Origin of the sequence: Streptomyces sp. NPDC051211 (assembly GCF_040689505.1) — a bacterium.
GTDB lineage: Bacteria > Actinomycetota > Actinomycetes > Streptomycetales > Streptomycetaceae > Streptomyces.
Genome location: NZ_JBFBAV010000050.1, coordinates 26794 through 48835 on the forward strand (window position 1 = coordinate 26794; position 22042 = coordinate 48835).

The 22042-nt window shown below is 70.3% G+C and carries 19 protein-coding genes and 4 pseudogenes; 11 read left to right on the forward strand and 12 right to left on the reverse strand.

Going from position 1 to position 22042, the window contains the following annotated elements:
* Positions 1–743 precede the first annotated feature (743 nt).
* From AB0447_RS31655 to AB0447_RS31675, 5 genes and pseudogenes are all read left to right on the forward strand, one after another.
* Positions 744–1004 (forward strand): annotated as a pseudogene (locus tag AB0447_RS31655) (IclR family transcriptional regulator C-terminal domain-containing protein); the annotation flags it as partial.
* Positions 1003–1125: pseudogene (locus tag AB0447_RS31660) on the forward strand (hypothetical protein); the annotation flags it as partial. The pseudogenes AB0447_RS31655 and AB0447_RS31660, both read left to right, overlap by 2 nt.
* Before the next feature lie 108 nt (positions 1126–1233).
* Positions 1234–2817: an ALF repeat-containing protein gene (locus tag AB0447_RS31665; RefSeq protein ID WP_366480325.1), complete on the forward strand. Its 1584-nt coding sequence runs from the start codon at positions 1234–1236 to the stop codon at positions 2815–2817.
* A gap of 62 nt (positions 2818–2879) precedes the next feature.
* Positions 2880–3347: a hypothetical protein gene (locus AB0447_RS31670; RefSeq protein WP_366480304.1), complete on the forward strand. Its 468-nt coding sequence runs from the start codon at positions 2880–2882 to the stop codon at positions 3345–3347.
* Between the two features lie 333 nt (positions 3348–3680).
* Entirely contained in the window at positions 3681–4022 is a 342-nt protein-coding gene (locus AB0447_RS31675) for a hypothetical protein (RefSeq protein ID WP_366480305.1), read from the forward strand.
* 78 nt (positions 4023–4100) lie between these two features.
* Here AB0447_RS31675 and AB0447_RS31680 read toward each other — a convergent pair.
* Both AB0447_RS31680 and AB0447_RS31685 read right to left on the reverse strand, forming a co-directional pair.
* Positions 4101–4325 (reverse strand): annotated as a pseudogene (locus AB0447_RS31680) (transposase); the annotation flags it as partial.
* A 149-nt stretch (positions 4326–4474) separates the two neighbouring features.
* On the reverse strand, positions 4475–5056 hold the full coding sequence (locus AB0447_RS31685; protein ID WP_366480326.1) for a TetR/AcrR family transcriptional regulator: 582 nt from the start codon (positions 5054–5056) through the stop codon (positions 4475–4477).
* A 97-nt stretch (positions 5057–5153) separates the two neighbouring features.
* On the opposite strand from AB0447_RS31685, the gene AB0447_RS31690 reads away from it, so the two are divergent.
* Positions 5154–5603, forward strand: coding sequence for a VOC family protein (locus AB0447_RS31690; RefSeq protein WP_366480306.1), 450 nt, complete (start codon positions 5154–5156; stop codon positions 5601–5603).
* 144 nt (positions 5604–5747) lie between these two features.
* Here AB0447_RS31690 and AB0447_RS31695 read toward each other — a convergent pair whose 3' ends face one another.
* On the reverse strand, positions 5748–6086 hold the full coding sequence (locus AB0447_RS31695) for a MerR family transcriptional regulator (protein ID WP_366480307.1): 339 nt from the start codon (positions 6084–6086) through the stop codon (positions 5748–5750).
* Positions 6087–7074: 988 nt separating this feature from the next.
* Here AB0447_RS31695 and AB0447_RS31700 point away from each other — a divergent pair.
* Positions 7075–7812 (forward strand): VOC family protein, encoded by a 738-nt coding sequence (locus AB0447_RS31700; RefSeq protein WP_366480308.1) that lies wholly within the window; start codon positions 7075–7077, stop codon positions 7810–7812.
* Positions 7813–8185: 373 nt separating this feature from the next.
* Here AB0447_RS31700 and AB0447_RS31705 read toward each other — a convergent pair whose 3' ends face one another.
* On the reverse strand, positions 8186–8800 hold the full coding sequence (locus AB0447_RS31705) for a hypothetical protein (RefSeq protein WP_366480309.1): 615 nt from the start codon (positions 8798–8800) through the stop codon (positions 8186–8188).
* Between the two features lie 255 nt (positions 8801–9055).
* Here AB0447_RS31705 and AB0447_RS31710 point away from each other — a divergent pair, with 255 nt between their 5' ends.
* Positions 9056–9961, forward strand: coding sequence for a hypothetical protein (locus AB0447_RS31710; protein WP_366480310.1), 906 nt, complete (start codon positions 9056–9058; stop codon positions 9959–9961).
* Between the two features lie 103 nt (positions 9962–10064).
* Here AB0447_RS31710 and AB0447_RS31715 read toward each other — a convergent pair whose 3' ends face one another.
* Complete coding sequence (locus tag AB0447_RS31715; RefSeq protein WP_366480311.1) at positions 10065–10433, reverse strand: hypothetical protein; 369 nt, start codon at positions 10431–10433, stop codon at positions 10065–10067.
* Between the two features lie 39 nt (positions 10434–10472).
* Positions 10473–11366 carry a hypothetical protein gene (locus tag AB0447_RS31720; protein WP_366480313.1) on the reverse strand — a complete coding sequence of 298 codons (894 nt, stop codon included), beginning with the start codon at positions 11364–11366 and terminating at the stop codon, positions 10473–10475.
* A gap of 434 nt (positions 11367–11800) precedes the next feature.
* Between AB0447_RS31720 and AB0447_RS31725 the strand changes: the two genes are divergently transcribed.
* Positions 11801–14365, forward strand: a complete 2565-nt coding sequence (locus tag AB0447_RS31725) for a molybdopterin cofactor-binding domain-containing protein (RefSeq protein WP_366480315.1) — start codon at positions 11801–11803, stop codon at positions 14363–14365.
* Positions 14362–15351 (forward strand): FAD binding domain-containing protein, encoded by a 990-nt coding sequence (locus tag AB0447_RS31730; RefSeq protein ID WP_366480316.1) that lies wholly within the window; start codon positions 14362–14364, stop codon positions 15349–15351. The genes AB0447_RS31725 and AB0447_RS31730 overlap by 4 nt, the downstream gene beginning before the upstream one ends.
* Before the next feature lie 28 nt (positions 15352–15379).
* On the opposite strand, the gene AB0447_RS31735 is transcribed toward AB0447_RS31730, so the two are convergent.
* Positions 15380–15796, reverse strand: coding sequence for a hypothetical protein (locus tag AB0447_RS31735; RefSeq protein ID WP_366480317.1), 417 nt, complete (start codon positions 15794–15796; stop codon positions 15380–15382).
* Positions 15797–16256: 460 nt separating this feature from the next.
* Positions 16257–16889 (reverse strand): TetR/AcrR family transcriptional regulator, encoded by a 633-nt coding sequence (locus tag AB0447_RS31740; RefSeq protein WP_366480318.1) that lies wholly within the window; start codon positions 16887–16889, stop codon positions 16257–16259.
* A gap of 81 nt (positions 16890–16970) precedes the next feature.
* On the opposite strand from AB0447_RS31740, the gene AB0447_RS31745 reads away from it, so the two are divergent.
* Entirely contained in the window at positions 16971–17378 is a 408-nt protein-coding gene (locus AB0447_RS31745) for a RidA family protein (RefSeq protein WP_366480319.1), read from the forward strand.
* A 40-nt stretch (positions 17379–17418) separates the two neighbouring features.
* Here AB0447_RS31745 and AB0447_RS31750 read toward each other — a convergent pair whose 3' ends face one another.
* The 4 genes and pseudogenes from AB0447_RS31750 to AB0447_RS31765 all read right to left on the reverse strand — a co-directional run.
* Positions 17419–18384 (reverse strand): GNAT family N-acetyltransferase, encoded by a 966-nt coding sequence (locus AB0447_RS31750; protein ID WP_366480320.1) that lies wholly within the window; start codon positions 18382–18384, stop codon positions 17419–17421.
* A gap of 106 nt (positions 18385–18490) precedes the next feature.
* Positions 18491–20161, reverse strand: a complete 1671-nt coding sequence (locus tag AB0447_RS31755) for a sel1 repeat family protein (RefSeq protein WP_366480321.1) — start codon at positions 20159–20161, stop codon at positions 18491–18493.
* A gap of 334 nt (positions 20162–20495) precedes the next feature.
* Positions 20496–21227, reverse strand: coding sequence for a hypothetical protein (locus AB0447_RS31760; RefSeq protein WP_366480322.1), 732 nt, complete (start codon positions 21225–21227; stop codon positions 20496–20498).
* 720 nt (positions 21228–21947) lie between these two features.
* Positions 21948–22042: pseudogene (locus AB0447_RS31765) on the reverse strand (lytic transglycosylase domain-containing protein); the annotation flags it as partial.

The window sequence follows — 22042 nt, forward strand, 5'->3', positions numbered from 1 at the left end:
TTGAGACAAGGGATCAGGCGGAGTTGCGCGCGCGCTTTCGCCGTCTTCGGGAGGCGCGAATCGATGAATCACTGATCCGGATCGACACGCTGTGTCGCCGTCCAGTGGAGCAGAGCACCTATCGTCTGAGCCGGTTCGTGGCAGACACCGTGCGCGAGTCGGACCGCGAGCCTTCTGATCATTGATCCTGCGGTTGGTCGAGCCGAGTTGACGGATGCGGCGGGCGAGCGGATAGAGCCCTTGTTGCCGCGGGTGGACGGGCGTGCTCGTCCATGGCAAATCGCGTCCAGGACGTCGCGGCGGCCGAGGATGAGCAGCTGCAGGTCCGCCAGCCGACCCTGTCCTGGTCCGCCTTGAGCCTTCGCGCTCCGTCGGTGGCCGCCGCTGCTCAACAGGCCGTCGCCCTGGGCGGGCAGGACGACACCCTCCGCCAGGCCCAGACTGCCCATCGCGTGGTCGCCTTCCTGGAACAGCACCGGGTGGGCGTCGAGGTCCGGCGAATCGAGCTGGGCGCAGACCTGGCCGCCCAAGAGCTCGGCCCCTTGCTGGCGATGCTGGTCGAGGAAGAGTTCGCCACCGCAGTCGCCGAAGGCGTCTACGGCCCCGGCCCCGCTCTGGAGCGGCTGGCCTCGCCCGGCGGGGTGGCTCTCCAACTGGAGCACACACTCGCCCTGGCCCGGGACACCGTCGGCGCCGCGGTCTACTTCGCCCGCTACGTCGACGGCGAAGTCCACATCACGCAGATGGCTGACGGGCCGATCACTCCCCGCGTCCACGAGTGGGTCGACTTCAAGGCCGCCGCCCACGCCAGCGCCGTCGGCAAATGCCTCCTGGCCCAGCTCCCACCCGACATGCGTGCCGACCACCTCTCCCGCCACCGGACCGCCCGTCTGACAGGCCGCACCATCACCGACCCCCGCCGGTTGATCGCCACCCTGGACGGACTGGCGCCCAACCAACCCGTCTACGACCGTCGCGAATACGCGACGAAGATCGAATGTGGTGCCGTACCAGCCAGTTTCAGCGGCGACTTCGGCACCCTCGCCCTCTCCATGCCGCTGGCCGCCTCGCACCGCCTCGGGCCCCTGGGCCAAGGAAGCCGCCCTCGCAGCCCTCGCGGCAGACGACGCGGGAGTTCGTCAGTATCTGCTCACCGACTGGAAGCAGGCCGCGAACGACGACAACCGCGCCCAGATCGAACGGATCGCCGACTCCACTGACCAACCGGAGCCGGTGAAAACGGCTGCAACTGCCGCACTGGGCCAGTCGCCGCAGCAGATGCAGGAGTTCCTCCACACCGGCCGGTACGCGGCAGCGCGCACCGACAACCGAGTGAAGATCCTCTCCCTTGTCTCCGCCGGCGGCGCCTCCGTCAAGGAGACCGGCCAGAAGGCACTCGAAACAGACACCCCGGACGCGCTCAACGCCTTCCTCAAGCGGGGGCAGCACGAAGCAAGAGCGACCGACGAGCGCGTCGTGACCATGAGCCTGCTCAGCTCCCCCGCCTCGGGGGAGGAAGTCAAGGCCGCCGCCCGGATCGCACTGGCCGGCCCGCCCGCCCTCGTGCACGACTTCGTGCAGTACGGACGTCACAGCGCCCAGGTCAAGGATGACCAGACAGCCGCCCACAGGCAGCAGATCCAAGGGTTGATTGCGGAAGCCTCCTCAGTCGCGGCGGACGCACAAAAGAACGCCTGGAAGGCAGCCCAGTCCGCAGCCACGGCCAACAACGAGGCCGGCGCCGCACAGGAAGCCGCCGCCAACGCCCAGAAGTCCGCAGACGCGGCAGCCGGCTACGCGCAGGACGCCAAGAACTCCGCAGCAGCCGCTCAGGCTTCCGCAAACAAGGCGACGGCTTCCGCTACCGCCGCACGCAGCGCAGCGGCGGTAGCCGACAGCGACGCGTTCGACGCTGCGGCTTCAGCCCGCCGGGCCGAGTCGTCCTACGCCTGGGCCCGCTCCTCGGCCTTCGTGGCCTATCAAGCCGCGGACGACGCCTACAAGTCATCCGTCGCCGCAGGCCAGGACGCGGAAGCCGCCGACAAGGCCAAGTGGCACGCCTTCGGCTCCTTCGTCGAGAAGTACCGGAAAGAAGGACTGCAGCGCCAGGCAGAAGAAGAGGAACGGATCCGCCAGGATAAGGAGAAGAAGAGCAACCCCCGGCTCGTCTGCGTTCCCTCAAGCACCAGCCGCCTCCCTGGACCGTCATGCATCGAGGTCAGCGATAACGGCGTCACCCCGATGTACCCGTACTTCGTCCCTATCTTCACGGCGGCCGTCGGCATCGACGACCTGAAGGATTGCGCAGCCAAGAAGACCCCCGAGGCCTGCGCTTGGGCAGCGGCCGCCATCGTGCCACTTCCGGGCGCTAAGCTCGGCGTCGTCGCAGGCAAGTTCGCTGCCAAGGGCGACGATATAGGTAAGGTCTTCACCGGTGTAGAGTCTCTTGCTCTCGCTGCCCGTGGCGCCCGCCCACAAGCCGTCTGGATAAATCCGAGAAACGGCGATGATGCACTACTGAAGATTAGGCGTCGCCATCGAGAAGGTGGCGATTTGCAGAAGAACGACCCCGATGCCGGCGTATTCGAAGGAAAATACGTCAAAGGCGACGCCGGAGTCTCTGCAGCCATCAATAAGACAATTGCAGAGGGGACAGTCTCCAAGAACACCGGAGACCGCCCGGGCATCGTCTATGAACTGGATCACCACAAACCGCTCGGACGCATGGGCAAAAAGGAAGGCAGACGCCCCGCAACAGCCATCAGGGTAGTCCTGGACCCTGAGACGAACTACGTGATAACCGCACACCCCATCTAGCCGAACCACAGCCGGGTGCGGCGACGACAGTCGCCGCACCCGGCCCTCAAAAGGAGGATCGCGTGATTACCCTAGAATTTTCGCCAGATGCCGAAAATGAGCTGCCTGCAAGGCTAAACGCATTTTCCGACCTGTCCACTGAACACGAAATCGACCTACGCTACGACTTCTTTAGTTGCAGAGTATCACTGTCAATCAACGAGGAAACATTCCTCGGTGATTCTTACGTGCCGCTACTCGATTTCACCATGTCTTTGAGTTACATGCTCCACACCTTGCATGACAGCGGCAAAGGGTCCATCACCTTTACAGAGAATTCAAACGAAATCAACTTCAGGAAAACAGGGAGTACAATTCACGCCGCCGATAACAGCGGATGCGCAGCCAACTGCACGTTCGACGAACTGGTACAAACTTCGCGCGACTTTTCCTTCAGGGCGCTCGACTATCTTTTCTCCAGGTACCCGACTCTGCGTAACCACCCTTCACTCACAGCCCTGCAGGAATCGATCCGCACCTTCGCCAACTAATTTAGGGGCCGTTGCGAAGCGACTTCCCCCAGGGGAGCCGCCCGAAGGGCACTCAAGGGGGAACGAGCCTCAGGGTTAGGCGCACATGAGACAGAAAAAAGGGCGGCGCTCCTTCGCCGCCCTTTTCTATTACGTGCAGGCGGTGCACGCGTCGCCGTCGGCTCGCACAAGACAAATGTCGACGTTCAAGTTTTTCGGCTCTGTCGGGGATCTTGTGATGTCGCAGGATCACGGGTCGAGCAGTGCATGTTGGTGTAGGAAATCGAGGTCTCCGCGTCCTGCAGGGCGGCCAGGCCGACGAGGACGTCGGTCCGGGATGAGAACGTTTCCCGTATGGCCGATACAGACGAAGCAGAAAACGACGTTGAGCATGCCGTCATCGCGCACTACCGCCTGGCCGACGCCGGCCTCGGCGATCCAACCCAGCGGGAGGCCGTCCGCGTGGCCCAGTCCCTCCTGACCGAGGCGATCGAGCAAGCCGACGTCGGCGAGTTCGACGGGAACGAGTACGGAGGCGGCGAGGTCGCCCTCTACGCCTACGGATCGGACGCCGATGCACTCTTCGCCGTCATGGCGCCCATCCTGAACGACCTGCCGTTCCGGCCGACGCACGTCGTCCTGCGCTACGGCTCCGTCGATGACCCATCGGCTGCGGCGCATCGCGTCGACCTCTGACGAGACGAGTCACCAGCTCCCAGCCATAAGGGCCCCTGGAAAATCGGCCTCTGCCGGGGATCTTGTGATGTCGCAGGGTCATGGGCTGAGGAGTACGCGTTGGCGTAGGAGGTCGAGGTTGGCTCGGCCGTAGCCCATGCGTTTGAGGAGTTTGACGCGGGTGACGTGGCCCTCGACCTGGCCCGAGCTCCATGGTGTGGAGAGCCCGGCGGTGACGGCGTCGAAGTCGCGTCGCAGGCCGTTGACCAGGGAGTGCAGTGCTGGGAGGTCGTCGGCCAGGACGCGGTCCATCCAGTCGGGAAGCTGGTCTCCCCGAAGGTGGTGGAGCATCTCGGCGCGGGTGGGCCAGGGTGCCGGTGATCGCGCCGGTGATCACCTCGGTGGTGTCCCGGCGGCGGATCCAACTCCTTCCCTGCATCAACTCGAAAGGCGCTGACCGTCTGCACGAGAGGTCAGGCGGGGGTGCGTAGCCCCGCGAGGAGTCGGTCGAGTGCCTGCTCCGCGCCCTGCGGGTCTCCGCCCCGTGCGATCCAGAGCGCGGCCTCGTTCATCGCCCCGGAGAGCAGCCGGGCCAGGGGTTCCACCGGCTGATCGGCGATGATTCCGGCTGCGGCGAGCGCCGTCAGGGCCTCTGCGAGGTGCCGGGCGGAGGACTCCTCGTCCAGGGTCCGCCACTCATCCCAGCCCAGCACGGTCGGCGCGTCGACCAGCAGGATCTGTCGCACCGCCGGGTCGGTCCCCGCAGCCAGGAAGGCCCGGCAACCGGCCCGGAGCTGCTCCCAGAGGTCCTCGTGCTGCTCGGCTGCGGTCGCGACCCGCTCGCCCAATTCCTGCTGGACCTCGGCTACGACGGCCCGGAAGAGCCCCGCCTTGCTGTCGAAGTGGTGGTAGGCGGCCCCCTTGGTGACCCCGGCGGCCTGCGACACCTCGGCCAGCACCACGTGGTGGTAGCCGTCGGCGGCGAACCGCCGCCGCCCTTCGGCCAGCAGCGCCTGCCGCGTCGCCGCCCGCTGCTCCGCCCGGTTGACCGCCATCGAGCGCACCGCCCTTTCCATTTCGCGTACCGGGGGTATGCTAACGCCACGACTCACATACCCTGGGTATGCGAAATGGACCTGAAGGACCTCAGCCATGACGAACGAACTCACCACCGTGCCCCCGACCAAGCTCGGCGGCTTCTACCCGGTGCTCGCCACCCGCAACGTCGCGGCCTCCCGCGACTTCTACACCCGCCACCTCGGGTTCGAGGTGACCTTCGAGGCGGACTGGTACGTCAGTTTGCGCCGCCCCGACGCCCCGCAGTACGAGCTGGCCCTCCTCGACCACGCCCACCCGACCGTGCCCGAGGGCCACCGGGTCGCACTCGAGGGCGGTTTGCTGCTGAACTTCGAGGTGGACGACGTGGATTCCGAGCACCAGCGGCTCGTGGCGGAGGCCGGCCTGCCCGAGGTTCTGCCACTGCGTACCGAGGAGTTCGGCCAGCGCCACTTCATCGTCGCCGCCCCCGACGGCGTGCTGATCGACGTCATCACCGTCGTCCCGCCCAGCGAGGAGTACGCCGCCCACTACACCGACGCCTGATTCCCGGGCCGGGCCTGGGGAGCCAGAGCAACTAGCGGACCCAGGAACCCTGCCTGGGCGGCGGTAGGGGTGGACCAGGCCTCCGGCGCCCTCGATATCGCCTTCTCGAAACCCTCCCCCGCTACACCGCCGACCTCCAGCACCTCACCCCCGCCCGGCGTCGGCGCTCCCGTCGCGTCGACCTCGAAATTCGGCGTTGATGCGCTGGGCTTCTTCGAGCTGGTCCTCGAGGATGACGATGCGGCAGGCGGCCTCGACGGGGGTGCCCTGGTCGACGAGTTCGCGGGCGCGGGCGGCGATGCGCAGCTGGTAGCGGGAGTAGCGGCGGTGTCCGCCTGCGGAGCGGAGCGGGGTGATGAGGCGGGTTTCGCCGATGGCGCGGAGGAAGCCCTGGGTGGTGCCGAGCATCTCGGCGGCCCGGCCCATGGTGTAGGCGGGATAGTCGTCGTCATCAAGACGGTCGTACGAGTCGTCTGCGGTCATTGCACCTCTCTCATGGAACGCGTGGAGGGGCCCTGGCGCCATATGGCACCAGGGCCCCGAAGGAACTGCTACACCACCTGCCGGCCCTCATACTGCGCCGGCGTTTCGTGTCCGCTGACCCGACCGGGATGCTGCCGGGAGTGCGGGGATCGCGGTTGCTCGACCGGAGACCACCTCACTATCGATGTCCTGCGGTACCCGGGCTCAAGACTTCCGCCCGGGCGATCCTGATGGCGCTCGGCTCCTCCGTCCTTCCCTCGGTGATCAACTGCTTACCAAGCGGGCACTGCGAAATGCCGGTACTGCTGGTGCTGCTGGGTACTGCTCCATTGCGTACTGCTGGTGATGCGAACTACTCCGCGGCCTGCGACAGCGCCGCTCTTCGGCAGCCAGCCCCGTCGCCCACCGTGCGTCTGCTCTGGCTTGGAACCCCGCTGCCGAACCTCCCGGTGCGCGCGCCCGCAGCCGACGCCTTCACCGAGGTACCTCTCACTGACTTCACTGCTGCGTACTACCACTGCGGTACTGCTGCCCGGCAGTTCGTCTCTGCCGAGCCCTGCTGTCTCTCTGGGCTACGAGAGAAACCATAACCAGGTCACCACCCAATGTCTACTTCAGCCAGCATAGATTTTCGCGTGTCCGATGGTGAGGTAATCGACCTCGAGCGGCGCTGAGAGGAAGGTGCGGGGGGCATGGAGGACAAGCGGGCTGCTCTGCGCCGGCTCTTCTCATCTGGCCGCCCTCCCCGGAGACGGGCTGCGCCTGCCGCTGCCCGGACTTCGACCCGATGCCGCCGAGGCGGTCCACCTCGCACGCCAGGCCGCGGAAACATGGGGCGGCGGAACGCGCGGATCGCCTCGAGGCCATCGCCTCCGGCCTCAGCGCCCGGCAGCCGGCGAGCCAGGCCGTGGTCGACCGTGGTCACTACCGGGTCGAGCACATGTCGTTGCCGCGGCCCGGGCCGACGGCAGCTTCTATGATCTCCGGCATGGCAACAAGACTCGTACAGATCAATGTGAAGGCACAGGACGACTCCGTGCTCGGCCGGTTCTGGGCGGAGGCACTCGGGTGGGGTGTCGACAGCGAGGCACCCGGCGTGACCAACCTCGAACCCGTGGGCTTCGCCTACCCCGACCCCGCGGCCGTCTGCATGGACATCATCGCCCGCCCGGAACCCAAAACGGTGAAGAACCGGGTACACCTTGATCTGGCCACCACCTCGACCGCCCATCAGGCGGAGTTGGTCGCGCGCCTGCAGGATCTGGGCGCGACGCTCGCCGACGTGGGTCAGGGCAACGTCCCTTGGACGGTCATGGCCGATCCGGAGGGCAACGAGTTCTGCGTCCTGGAACCCCGTCCCATCTACCAGGACACCGGGCCGATCGCCGCGGTGGTGGTCGACTGCACCGACCCACGAGCGATGGCCCGGTTCTGGGGCGAGGCGATGGACTGGACGCTCCACGAGGTCACCGACGACCACGCCACCATGCGTTCCGCCAAAGGCGTCGGCCCCTACCTGGAGTTCCTCCGCACCCCCGACACCAAGAGCGTGTGGAACCGCGTCCACCTCGACATCTGCCCTTACCCCGGTGACGACATGGAAGCAGAAGAAGCCCGACTGCGCGCCCTGGGCGCCACCGACCCTGGTATTGACCAGTCTGCAATCGCCTGGAGGGTTCTGGCCGACCCGGAGAGCAACGAGTTCTGCCTCCTCACCCCTCGTTGACCTTGAGCGCCGCGAGCGGGCCGTAGTCGGCGGCGGCGCCCGTACGGCCCCGGCGCCTACGGCGGCACTGCGCGCCGGCCCTCGGCCATGACGGACAATCAGCCCCGCCCCTGGAGCCGGCTGTCCACTCCACCGGGACCGTCCCGGCACACAGGGTCCTCCTCGAGCCCAAGGGAGGACCCTGCACTCCCATCTCCTCATGGCACCGGAAACCTGCCGGAGGCAGCGTCGGCTCAAGCCGCCGCCACTCCGCATTCGTCAGATCACCCCGCCCCATCCCACCGGAGTGAACCCCCTCGAGGAGGTCTACTGACCTTTGAGGGAGCCCACCTGAACGGGTACAGCACGGGCTGGCCTGCGTGGCGATGCACGGTCAAGTCGACCGGTGTTCCAGGGACAGGCGTTGGGCGGTCTCAATCCAGGAGACCTCGTGACGGTTGTCCGTGATCTCTCTGAAGTTGTGGGCGGCCAGGGCGGCGGTCGGCCGACGCCTGCTCCTCGGCGCGGTGCTCAGCAGCACGGACACGGCCGTTGACAGCGATTTGAACGCCACGTAGGGCTGGACCCCGGAGGACCACCAGTCGAGCGGTTCACCCCGCTGGATGGTCCGCCGGACGGCCTTGAACGCTTGGCGGACACCGCCGAGCACGTCGACCTCCTCCCCGGTGAGCACACGATCGGCGGCCACGTTGGCCAGGAGGGCCTCGATCGCTCCTTCGGCTGCGGTCGCCCGCTCGAGACATCCCCAGCCGACATGCTCAGGTGTGGTGACGGGTGTGTGGCCGCTCGTCAAGGCGTTCCACGTCTTCCACACAGCTACGAACTCCCCGTAGAGCCGTTGGAAGTCCTGCGCGGCGGCCAGATCCATGTCGCGGTTCTTCTTGATCTGGTCCCAGTGATCCGTTATTCGAGTGGTCACCAGCCAGCCGCCACCGAGAGTGGCCGCGACCGTGAGCAGTGGGACACCTACCGACTCGATGATCGACATGGATCTCCTGACGATGGGCCACCGGCGGCAATCCAATTGTGCTGCGATGTGAGAGAGAACTTGGTCCGTTTGCGACTTGTCCTTCGGGCTGCTGCCTTGTCGGACGCCGACGGGGTCATCTGCGGCTGTGTGAGGTCGAGGCGGCTGGGGCACCCGGCCACCAGCCGGTACCCGCATCGTGCTCATGCCCTGACCGCCGAGTAAGCTACCGGTCGTTTTGCGCCGTCGAAGCGGCGCTGTGGCACAGGGGTGGGAATGAGAAAGTCGACAATCGGAGCGATCCGCGTCTGCGCGGCCGTCGTGGCCGTGGTGGCCGTCGCTCTCGGCGCGACCGCCTGTCAGGGAGGGGAAGACGGCAAGGCCGCAGGTCAGAGCGTGAGGCCGTCCGCGAGTGCCACGGGTACCGTTGCGCCCTCGGGCACGGTGCAGGCCGTGCAGGCGGCCTGGAAGCAGACCGAGAAGGCACATTCGGCCAAGGTCCGGATGACGATCACCACTGACGGCCCGCTCGGCGCGGGCCGGGTCGAGATGAGCGGTGTTCAGGGCTGGGGTGATGTTCCGGCCATGGACGTCACCATGCGGACCACCGGAAGCCTGAAGGCGGAGTCCGCGGCAGTGAAGATGCCGGAGGACCAGCGGGTCATCATGCTGGGCACGCGCCAGTACCTCGACATCGGGCCCGAGCTCGCGAACCGGACCGGCGGCAAGCGCTGGATGCGCATGCCCGACCGTACGGCTTCCTCCGCCCAGGGTGCAGGCGGTGCTCCGACCGGGATGAGCAGCGACCCGGCCGAACAGCTCGGAGTACTACTGCACTCCCCGAGCGTGCGGCACCTGGGCACCGAGACGGTCGACGGGACGGTCGCCGAGCACTACAAGGGACTGATCACCTTCGAGGAGATGGCCGCCGTCAGCCCCAAGGCCGCCGCCATGCCGCCCGAACGTCGGCAACGCACGCTGGACGCCGCCCGCAACGCCCGGATCAAGGGCTACGACACCGACGTCTGGCTCGACCGCAACGGCTACCCGGTACGGATGAAGGTCGTCATGGACTCGCCGTTCGGCGCCGTCACACTCGACGGCCACTACTCCGGCTTCGGTACGCCCATCACCATCTCGGAACCCGACGCCGAGGACGTATTCGACCCGGAAGCCCTCTGAACCCTCAACACCCGCCCGCACGGACGGACTCCCGGCGGCGGTCAGGGTGCGACCCCGTCCTGGTGCTCCACCTGGCCGGTGGGGTGGCAGCGCGCCTTCCACCTCACCCGGCTGCAAGGAGGCGGGCCGCGGCCAGCGCCTGAGGTTCCAGCCGGGCAACGGCCCGCAGGACGTGGTCGAACTCCAGTGCGCGGGCGGGTGCCATGGCGAGGAACCGCCGACGTTCGGGTGGGTCGGCCAGGTCGGCGAGGAAGGTGAGCGAGAAGGTCTGGCGGCGCTGGTCCTCGGTGGTGAGGGCGAGCTCGCGGGCCCGTTCGAGGTCGCCCATCAGCAGCCAGGCCCGGGCCAGCGTTCCCTGCACGGCGCCCTGTTCGTCGCGGCCGGTGTTCATGCCGGGCACTGCCTGCTCGGCCTCGGCGGCGAGGGAGCGCGCCCGCTGCCCGTGGCCCGCCTCGGCGCGGGCAAGGGTCATATGGGCCAGGCCCCGGACGTGCTCGTCCCGGACGGTCAGCTAGCGCGCGGCGGCCTCGGCCTCGTCCAGGTCTCCGATGGTGAGCCAGGCCTCCATGACCGCCCACTCGGCCGTGGCCCGGTCTTCCCAGTCCATCAGTGCGGTGGCGATCTGCGCCATGCCGTGGGCGATCGCCCGGGCTCGCTCGGGCTCGCCCGCTGCCTGGGCCTCTTCCAGCAGATGCCGTTCGACTGCCATCCGCAGCCGGGGAGCGGTGGCCGACTCGGCCAGAGTCCGCGCCCGGTCCGGGCGGCCAGCGGCCTGCCAGGCCCGCATGAGGGCAGGCCTGGAGGTGTACTGGTCGAACTCGTGCAGGGCGAGGACGAGTTCCTCCGCCTCCTCCAGCTCGCCTCGGCCGATCCTCGCCTCTGCCAGCAGAGTCCGTACCCACGAGAGTGCGAGGGAGTGGGTGATGTCCGTGGCCTTCTCCAGGGCGCGGTCGAACTCGCCCGCCGTCAGCAGGGCTCCCACCAGGTGCAGCCGTGCGATGTCCTGGGAGAGCTGTCCGCGAGTTCGGGGACGGTCTCCTCGATCCGCCGGACCAGTTCGCGGGCCCGGCCCGGCTCGCCGGCTTCGGTCCAGCCCCGCGCCGCTGCCCGAAGGGCCTGGGCCCGTACCGAGGCCGGGCGTAGCGAGGACCAGGCGCTCGCCGTGCTTGCGGCACTTGTCGGCGGCTTCGCTCAGCAGCCGGCCGAACCAGCCCGGTCGGGTGGTCTCGGAGGGTGCCTGGGGCAGCGGGCGGCCGGCGACCTCGCAGAGCTGCTCGATGACGACGTCGAGGAAGGCGGTGCGGTCGCTCTGGCCGGCGTACCGGGCGGTGACGAAGAAGGAGACGATGCGCACGCCGGGCGGCGGGTGAGCGCGGACTTCCCGGCCCAGGCGGGCCCCTGCCACCACACGTAGTGCGGGCCCTCCGGGGCGGTACAGAACCGGGTGAGTTCGGCCAGTTCCTCCTCCCGCCCGATCAGCGCCCACGGGAAGATCTGCTCGACCTGGTAGAGGTAGGCGGAAGAGGCGGGCGGCGGGGCGCGGTTGCCGTTGACGTCCCCGTACACGATCCCGGTGACGGCGACGCCTCCGTCACTGGCCACCGCGTCCCCGCTCCTGCGCACTTCGGCCCGGCCACTCACACCCGGCATCCTCCTCCTGACCCCGGGTTGGGTCCAGGGCCGAGGACCGGCGACGCCGGCTTGACCGGCGAGATCCGAAAGAGACGACCCGGCCGGGCGCGCGCCGAACTGCGCCGGCCCCGGGAGCGGGATATCAAGGAGCGTGAAGGCGAGCGCGAGGCCCGGCGGTCGCCACCCCACGGCTGAGGAGTGCGTCTCGTGGAGTTCGAGGTCAATGGCGCCCAGCGCGCGGTGGACGTGGACGACGACCCGGCCGCCGTGGAGGTGGTGCGCGACCGGCTGGGTCTGACCGGCACCAAGCTGGTCTGCGGGGGCGGGGTGTGCGGGGCCTGCACGATCCAGGTCGACGGTGAGCCCCGGGTGTCCTGCCTGACGCCGGCGGTCGTGCTGGCCGGCCGACGGGTGACGACGGTGGAGGGCTTGTCCGGCCACCCGGTGGCGCGTGCCTTCGCCGGCGAGGACGCCCTCCAGTGCGGCTACTGCACCCCGGGGTTCGTGGTCGAGGCGGCGGCGTTCTTCGAGCGGTGGCGGGCGGCGCACGGCCGCACCCGGCCGGGGCGGGAGCAGATCGCGGACGCGCTGGCGGGCCACCTGTGCCGCTGCGGCGCGTACGAGGGGATCTTCAGCGCGGTGGCCGCGGCCTGCGCGGGCGACTACGACACGAGACCGAACGGTGGGGAGGCGGCGGCGATCCCGCGCGCCGAGGCCCCGGAGAAGATCGACGGATCGGCCCGGTACACGACGGACCTGCACCCCGAGGGACTGCTGGAGGGGGTGATCATCCGCTCGCCGCACGCGCACGCGCTCGTACGGTCCCTGGAGGCCGGGGACCTCCCGCTGGTGGCGCTGCTGCCTCCCGACGGCGTGGTGCGGTACGTCGGGCAGCCGGTTGCCGCGGTCGCGGCGCCGGACCGGGCGTCCGCACGGGCGGCCGCGGCGCGGGTCAGGGTGGACTACGAGGTGCTGCCGGCAGCCCTCGGGGTACGCCAAGCCCGGGCCGGCGAGGGCCCGGTGGTCTACGAGGACAAGGCGGCGCGCAAGCGGGCGCCGGGGTCCGGCGAGACCCCCCAGCTGCTGCCCGCCCGCTGGCGCGGCAACCGGCGGGGCCCGTCCGCCATGAGCAAGCGCCCCGCCACGGCGGTGCGCCGTATCACCGAGGCCCGGGGCCGGCACCCGGAGCGGGTGGTGGAGGGCGTGTTCACCACAGCCGCGCAGACCCACACCCCGCTCGAACCGCACGCCTGTCTGGCCCAGTGGGTCGACGGCACCCTCCACCTGGAGGTATCCACGCAGTCGGTGAAGCAGGTGGCCGAGCTGGCTGCCGAGCGCTTCAATGTGCCCGTCGAACGGGTGGTGGCGAAGGCCGTCCACGTGGGTGGCGGTTTCGGCTGCAAGATGGGGCTGACCTCCGATGTCGTCGCCGCGGCGGAACTGGCCAGGCTGCACGGCGCCCCGGTGCGGGTCGTGCTGGACCGGGACGAGGAGCTCACCGACGGCGGATACCGGCCCGGCACCCGGATCCGGCTGGCGATGGTCGCGGACGCGGCCGGCGATCTGAGTGCGCTGGCGATGGACGCGGACAGCGACGGCGGGGTCTCGGTGGGCGGCTCCGTGGCGGCACTGGCCCGGTTCATGTACGGCAAGGCCCCGCGCCGGCTCCGCGACTTCGACACGGTCACCAACCGGCCTCCGGGCGCCCCGTTCCGCGGCCCGGGCGGACCCACGATGTGCTGGGCCCTGGAGCAGGCCGTGGACGAGATGGCCCACCGGCTCGGCCAGGACCCGATCGCCCTGCGCCGCCGCTGGGACGGCAACGTCAAGCGGCACGCCCTGTACGAACGGGCCGCCGCGCTTCCTCTCTGGTCGGGCCCCCGCGGCGGCAGCGGGCGGTTCCGCCGCGGCGTCGGCGTCGCGGCGGCCAATTGGCTGTACTTTCTCGATCCCGTCACCGAGGTCGAGCTCACGGTCGAGGGCGGGGTCGTCGTCGCCCGCTGTGCCGTGCAGGACATGGGCACGGGCTCGCGGACCGTGCTGCGCCGGGCCGTCGCCGAGGGGCTCGGCGTGCCGGAGGGGAGGGTGCGCGCCGAGGTCGGCCGGAGCGATGCCGTCCACGGTCCCACCTCCGGCGGCAGCCGCACCACGCCCTCCCTCGTGCCCGCCGCCGCGGATGGCGCCGTCCGGCTGCGCGAGGCGCTCGGCGGCGGTGACGTCGCCGCCCGGCTGGACGCGGCGCACGGCGTACGGGTGACCGGCCGGCGCCCCCGCGACCGCCGGGGCTTCGCGGTTCCCTTCGCCCTGGGTGGTGTGGCGATCGGCCGCGGCTTCACCGGTTCGGTGCAGGTCGCCGAGGTCGAGGTGGACACGCGGCTGGGCCGGATCCGGCCGCTGCGTGTGTGGAGCGGCATCTCCGCGGGCCGCATCCACGAGGACCGGCTGGCCCGGAGCCAGTGCGAGGGTGCCGTCGTCCAGGGCGTCGGCTACGCCCTGTTCGAGGAGCGGCGCACCGACCCGGTCACCGGTCGGGTGCTGACCGAGAACCTGGAGGACTACCGCATCCCCGGGATCGGCGACACCCCCGAGATCACCGTCCACTTCCATCAGGAGGGCTTCGAGCACGTCCCCGGCGGCGGTGTCGGCCTCGGCGAGATCGCCACCCTGCCCACCGCGGCGTGCCTGGCCAACGCGGTCCACGACGCGACCGGCTGGCGCCCGTACGACATGCCCATCCGCCCCGACCGGCTCCTGGAAGGACTGGGTACGTGAGCCCCGAGCCCGCCCTCGACGACCTCTCGGCCGCTGTCCTGGCCCGCGGCGGGGAGCTGCGCGCCGGTGGCACCGACACCACCGCCCGGCAGCGCAGCGGCGTCTCCCCCGGGCCGTTCACCGACCTCGACGGCGTCGGCGACCTGCGCGGCGTCACGCCGCTGCCCGGCGGCGGGCTGCGGATCGGCGCCCTGACCACCCTCGCCGAGCTGGCCGCCGATCCGCAGGTGCGCGCCGGCTGGCCGGCCCTCGCGTTGTCGGCCGGGACCGCGGCCACTCCGCAGATCCGTGCCGCCGGCACTCTGGGCGGCAATCTGCTGCAACGCAACCGCTGTTGGTACTACCGCAATCCGCACGTCGACTGCCTCCAGAAGGGCGGCACCGGCTGCCCCGCGCGCGAGGGCGACCACCACTTCGGCGTGGTCAGCGGAGACGGGCCCTGCATCACCCCGCACCCGTCCACCCTCGCGATGGCCCTGCTCACCTACGACGCCGAGGCCGAGGTCCACGGTGAACCCCCGCGCCGGGTCGCCGACTTGTACGGGGACGGCGACCGGCTACACCGCGCCGACCACCTGCTGGCGCCGGACCGCATCCTCACCGCGGTCCGGCTGCCCGCACCCCTGCCCGGCGAACGCGCCGCCTGCCACCGGGCCACCAGCCGGGCCCACGCCGAATGGCCCCTGGTCGAGGCCACGGCCCGGCTCGCGCTGGACGGCGCCACCGTCACGCACGCCGCCGTCGCGGCGGGCGGGGTGGCGCGTGTCCCGCTGCGGCTGACGGAGGTGGAGGCCGCTCTGATCGGCCGCGAGGCCACCCCCGGCGTCCTCTCCGCAGCGGCCGCGACGGTACTCGTCCGCTGCCGGCCGCTGCCGCAGACCGGCTACAAGGCCACGCTGTTCCGCGACACCGTCCTGGAAGCCCTGGAACGGGCCGCCGGCCCGGCTGCCGCCGACCAGGCGTCTCTTGGGGGTCCTGCCGGTTGAGCCCGCGTCGTGCGCTGCCGGGCGCGGGTCAGGCGAGATGCGTCTCGCCGGCGGCCCGGCGGAACCGCTCGAACTCCGAGTCCCCCGACGGCAGCAGGCCGGCCCTCACCATCGCCGTGCCGAGCTCCAGCTCGCGCTCCTGGTCCATGCACTCCAGGCCGCACTGGATGATCTGCGCGACCATCTCGGTGGTCCCTGCCAGGAAGATCGACCCGCTGTCCGACTGGTAGAACCAGGCCTCGTAGACGGGCGACCCGTCGGCCACCACGTCCCAGAGCTCGCAGAAGTTCAGCACCGATTCGTCCTCGGGATCCGAGGAGAGGCGCCGGTCGGCCGGCAGGTCCTCGTCATCGTAGGCGGTACCGCAGAGCACGACCTGCTCCGCCTGGATGGGATTGAGCTGCGCCACCGAAGTGATCTGTCGCCTGTTGATGAAATCTGCCATGCGCGGAAACTAGCAGGGCCCACCGACTGCCGTCGCCGAGCCCCCTGGGCCGCCATCGTCGCCGCAGGCCCTGCCGACGCTTCCCCGGCCGAGACCGCTTCGGAGGGTACTGGCCGATCGGACCGTAGTCGGGCCCGAGTCTTGGACAACTCGGCGGCGAGTCCCTCCGCACGCCGCTCGGCGTCCGCCAGCCGGGTGCGGAGTTCCTCCGACTGTTCTTGTGTCTCGGCCAGTTGCAGGCGCAGCCGCCCCCGGTCGCGGCCTGCTGTTCGCCACCTGGCGAGCCGGTGAGGCGCGGTCCGGGCAGCGGTACGCCGCCGCCCAGGACGATGTGAAGGAAGAGGCTGCCCGCCCACTCCGAGCGCCGGGGCGAACAGCCTCCGGGCGGCAGAACGGCGGACCGCCCCGCACCCACCGCCCCCACAATCGGGACACCGCGCGACGGGACCTCGTGCTCCGATCACAAGGCCTGGGCCTGGCCGGGGGGCATCCGTCCCCAGCCGCGCTCGACCGACTGGCGGCATCGGTCCGGTTCATCTCCTGCGCTGGTGAACAGTGCGGTCAGCATGGGCGCACCGTGAGCGAGTGCCTGGTGCGGCAGGGGGCCTGTGGCGACGAGTGAGGCGAGTCCGTGGCCGATGGTCCAGCTCTGTGTTGCCAGTTCCAGCGGGTCGACCTCGCTGCGGAAGCGGCCGCTCGTCTTGGCCCGTTCGATGGCGCGGACGAGGCGGTGCAGGGTTTCGTCCGCGGCGCCGGTGTCCTCGAGGTCGAAGCCCGCGTCGAACATGACGCGGTAGAGGTCGGGGTTCTCCAGGGCATTGGCCAGGTAGGCGGCCCCGAGGGCGGCGAGGTCTCGTACCGGGTCCGCGGACATCTTGACGGCCGCTAGTTGGGCGGCCAGGCGTGTGAAGCCTTCCTGCCGCAGTGCCTTCCACAGGCCGTCCATGCCGCCGAAGTAGGTGTAGACGGCCATCGTCGACACGCCGGTTCCGGCGACCAGGGTGCGGAGTGTGACCGGTTGCCTGGTCCGCAGCATCCGCGCGGCTCGGTCGAGCAGCAGGGAGCGGACCACCGGATCTTTCGTCCTCGCCATGACCCCACAATACATAGCAGCGCTATGCTTTCAGATGTTGCTGATCTCGATGCTCCTGACGCCAAGTGGAAGAGGCCGTTCATGTCCGTGACGCTGGTCAATCCCGAGGGGTTGCCGAAGCCCGAGGTGTACCGGCAGCTGTCGGTCGCCACCGGATCGAAGCTGGTGTTCCTTGCGGGGCAGGTGGCCCGCGATGCCGACGGCCGGCCCGTGGGCGAGGGAGACTTCGCCGCTCAGGTCGAGCAGTGCTATCTCAATGTCGCCACCGCTCTGGCCGGGATCGGCGGTTCCTTCGATGACGTGGCGAAGCTGACCATCTACGTCGTCGACTGGAGTTCCGAGAAGATGCCGCTGCTGGGTGAGGGCGTGGGCCGGGCGGCAGCGAAGCTGGGCATCGATCCGGTCAAGCCGATCACCCTGCTGGGCGTTGCGGCGCTGGGGGAACCGGACCTCCTGGTCGAGGTCGAAGCCACCGCGGTCATCGAATAGCCGTAGCGCTGCGGGCAGGGAGACGCGAACGCGCCTCCCGCTACAGCGGCCGTACGTACCCGACCCAGGTGTGCCGGGTGCGGAAGCCGCACCGCTCGTACAGGCCCAGGGCACCGCCGGCGTTGGCGCTGTCCACGTTGAGGCCGGCTCTGCGATAGCCCTGCTCCTGGCCGACCTGCAGGCAGGTGGTGAGCAGCGCGGTGGCCACGCCGGTGCCGCGCCAGGCCGGGCGGGTGCCGAGCCTGTCGATCCAGCATTCGCGGATGCCGGTCATCGCGGTCTCGGCGTCGTACTCGTGGCTGATGAGGTAGCCGGCGACCTCGTCCCCGTCCAGGGCCAGGAACGAGACGTCGGGCCGGAACGACCGGGCGCCGGTGGTCCCGTGGCGCCACCGGTCGGGGGTGGTCGGGGTGTGACCCCAGTGGTCGAGGAACGCTTCGTCGTGCGCCAGCCGGGTCGCGTCGTCGTACGCCTCGGTGAAGGGTACGACGCGCAGCCCACCCGCCGGGGTCGTCACCGGGATCGAGCCGCCGGCCAGCTGTCGGCGCATGTCGAAGAACCAGCGCCGCGCCTCGAACCCGGCTTCCTGGTACAGGTCGCGTTTGGCGGTGTTCGGTGCGTGGAGTTGGACGTGCGCCTCGCCCGGCAGGTCCGGAAACCGCTCACGATGCTGCTGCGTCGCCCGGGTCACCAGCCAGTTCACCAGGCCGGTGCCCACGCCTTTGCCGCGCGCGTCGGGGCGCACGGCCCCCTCGACGTACACCAGGTGCACGTCGGTCGCGTCGGGCAACCCCAGCGCCTTGGCGTAACCGATCAGCTCGCCACCGGACCACACCCCCACCGAGTCGTGGGGCAACTCCAGGTACGGGTTCCCCAGTTCCTCGGCGAGGTCCTCGGCATCGTAGTGCTCGTCGGTGCCGTCGGCCGCCTCCACCGCGGCGAACAACTCGGCCAGGGCCGGGGCGTCGTCCAGCGCAAGTGGCCGCCATGCCAGCGTCGCATGCATGGGCGGCACGATAGGCGTCACCGGGGCCGCACGCACCTCCATTTCAAGGCACGCCGGCGGGCGGCGAGGGCACGGGGGCGAGCGTTGTCGACGCCAGCCGGCGGCGTCACGCCGCCAGCGCCGCCTCCACCGCCGCCAGTTCTTCCTCCGGGTCGACCGTCCGGGCCAGTACGTCCAGATCGTCCCGGCTGTAGTGGGCGCTCACGTGCTCGTCCCAGAGCGCGGCGGCAGTCCGCAACGGTTCGACCGCCTCCGCGAGGCGGCCCAGCCGGTGCAGGACGAGTCCGTAGTACCCGGCGGCCTCCGTCCCGTACGCGGAATCGCCGCCCTGTTCCCAGGCCGTCCGCAGAAAGGGCTCCGCCTCGGTGAACGCGCCGCGCTGGGCCTTCAGTTTGCCCGCCAGCATGGCGTTCAGCGGGGATCCGTCGCCGGCCGCGCGCACGTACCAGCGCTCGGCCTCCTGATAGTCCCGGTGGTACTCGGACAGCCACCCCATCTGGTTGCACGCGTCGTGGTGCCCCGCCTCTGCGGCCGTCCGGTACCACCGGTCGCGCAACGCGGGCCTGCGCAGCGCTCCGTACAGCTCCGCAAGGTCGTACGCCGCCTGCGGATCCCCGGCCAGCGCGGCGGGTTCGATCCAGCGGACCAGGTGGCGGTCCTCCGCGCCGGCCCAGTCGCCGAGGATCCTCCCGTACGCGTACGAGGCGTGCACGTCGCCCGCCTCGGCCCGCTCGCGCAGCCCGGGCAGCCGGCGCAGGTCCTTGCCGGGGGCCACGGTGCCGCCCGCGCGGATCGCCGCGATCCGGGCGAGCTGCTCCACGACGTCCTCGTCGTCCTCGCCGACCTCCCGGAACCAGCGTTCGGCTTCCTCGTACCGCCGCTGCCGCTTGCAGAGGAGCCCGAGGTTCCACTGGGCCGCCTGCTGCCCGCGGGCGGCCGCGAGGCCGTACCAGTGCTCGGCGTCGCCGAGGTCGCCGCGCTGCTCGTACAGGACACCGAGGGCGTACGCGGCGCCTTCGTAGCCCTCGTCGTGGGCTTGGAGCAGCAGGCCGCGGGCCTCGGGCCAGGACGCCTCGCCGCTGGTCTCCGTCAGGAACACGGCGTGGTCCACGCGGGCGGAGGGGGCGAGCGCGGAAGCCCTGCGGTAGTAGCCGGCGGCCTCGGTCGTCAGGCCCGGGTAGGCGCGGAAGTGGTGTTCCATCTCGAAGAGCGGGCGCAGCGCCTCGGCGGCGGCGTCACCGTCGCCGGCGGCCTCGGCGGCGTCGAGCCCCGCCGCGACGCGGTCGAAGTCCGCACGGATCGACTCGAAGAGCTGCGCCCAGCGGAAGACGGCGATGTCGCCCAGCTCGATGTCGCTCATCAGGAACTTCGGCGCCTCGTCGAGTTGCCCCTCGGCCGCGAGCAGCTTGCCGAGCTCGATCTTGCAGTCGAGGTTGCGCCCCAGTTCCCAGCCGCGGCGGAACCATTCGGCGGCCTCGGGATCGCCGTCCTCGCGGAGCAGTACGCCGAGTCCGTAGGCGCATCCGGCGTGCCGGTCGGCGACGGCGCGGTAGAGCGCCTCCGCGGCCTGCCGGTCACCGCGGATCTTCCGGTACCGGGCGAGGGTGTAGTGCGAGAAGGCGTCGCCGGCCGCCACGGCCTGTTCCCAGTACGGGATGCCCTCGTCCACGTGCTTGCGCAGCACGAAGAAGTCGGTGTGCCGACGGGCGGTGTTGGTGTCGCCGGCGCGGGCGGCGGCAACGAGCGCCTCTCCGTGGGCCTGTATGTCCTGCGTCATGATCGCACCGTGCCAGGTGGCGCCAAGAACCGGCCAATGGCCGCCTGTTGCCGTTCGGCGAGGCCGGTGCGCCGGGGACCGCCCCGACGCGGCTGGGCGGGTCGAGGCGGTCCGTCCAGGCGGTTCCCTCGTCGAGTGGGGGCACCTCACGCCATGGTGCTGATGAGATTGGTCAGGCGGCTGTTGGCGCCGTCCCGGTCGTCGGCGCTGTCGTCGCTGAACCCTGAACCCTGAACCAGGGTCACCGGTAGCCCGGTACCGGAGCGAATGGCAGCCGAGGGCGAAGGGCTGCGGCCGGGTTGGGATGCCCGTGGTCGGACCGTGAAGGGGGCGGTCAGGCCGCGGCGTTCCAGGCGGTCGTCAGCCCGTCCAGCCACGCGGGCGGCAGCTCCGCGGCGTCCCATTCCTCGCGCAGCTCTTGCGGCGCGGCGGCGAGCCGTTCCAGCACAGCGATGCTTGTGACGGAGTGGACGAGCGAATAGCGGCCGTGCACCGTGATGGAGCTGCCCGGTCCGAAGGCGGCGAACAACTGCTCCAACCGGGCGCGGTGGGCTACGGCGAACTCCGTCAGCTGCCCGGCGTACCGGGCCCGCTCGCGGGGGCTCATTGTGGCGAGGACGACGCCGAGCACCTCCTCCGTCACCTCCGGATCCAGCTCCGAGACCGCGGTGAACGACAGGTACAGGGGCGTGAGCGCCACCCGCGCCCGCTCCACCTCCATGCGCCCGGCCCGCGGGCGCTCCCCGTCCGGGCCCGGCTGCCCGTCCGCCCCCACGACCTGCACGAGGGTCCGCTCGGCAACGGCGCCGAGCTCCGCCAAAAGGCCCGCGGCGCCGTCGAGCCAGCCCGACTCGTACGCCTCACCCTTGTCCCCCGGCGCGCTCCGGACCCCGCCGCTCAGCTCATCGTGCGCGAGAGCCAGCGCTCCCGCCTCCAGGAGCCCGATCAGTTCCCGCGCGTCACCGGAAGAGACCCCCGCACGCGCGAGGAGCTGCAGCAGCGTCGTCCTGGCGTTGTCGACACTGATCTCGTCCGGCCACAGCCGTCCGTCAGCGGCCGTGCTCATCGGGCCCTCCTCATCGCTCGGGTACTGCAGTGTGTCCAACGAGATCGCTCCCTTCGAGTGTCCAACGCCCGCCGGCCGGGCTGTGCTCCCCAGCGGTTCAACCCGGGGCGAGGTGACCAACTCTGCCGCAGCCCGGGCGGCGGCCAGGAAGCGCGCCGCCGGGGCGCGGCGGCGGGCCGGGCTCGCGGCGGACACCACGTCGCTCAGCGCCTCAGCATCACCGGGATCGCCACAGAAGAGCCGAGCCGATCCGTCCGTCCGTCCCCACGTCATGGTGTCCTCACCGGCACACCGCACACCGCACACCGAGCCACACCACGGCCGCGGCTGCCGATTGAGTGCGTAGGGATGCGTTTGCGGCGGGGTTCAGGCCTGGCTCGAGTCTCTCCGGGCTGCTGGCCCATCGCGGCGTGGGCAACGGTCCGGGTTGTCGCCCTGATCACCGGCGAACGCGGAGACATGGCCCCCTGGTCCTTACGGGCCCTGCGGTTGCCGGCGAGGACGGCTCCGCCTTCGCCTCGTACCGGGAGGCCCTCCACGCCTACCTGGTTCCGCGTGGCCATCCGGATCGTGAGGTCGCGGGCACTGCGGGCACTAAGGGCACTACGGGCACTGCGGCCGCCGTCGGCCGCGAAAGCTGAGCTCGGCGACCACACACGCAAAAACGCTCGGCCGGGAGTCCCGGCCGAGCGTTTCGTGCGTCTGCAGTCCGCTGGTGGCTTAGTACCAGTGGTTGGCCTGCCAGAAGTTCCAGGCCTCGACCGGGCTGCCGTAGCGCTCGTTCATGTAGTCCAGGCCCCACTTGATCTGGGTGG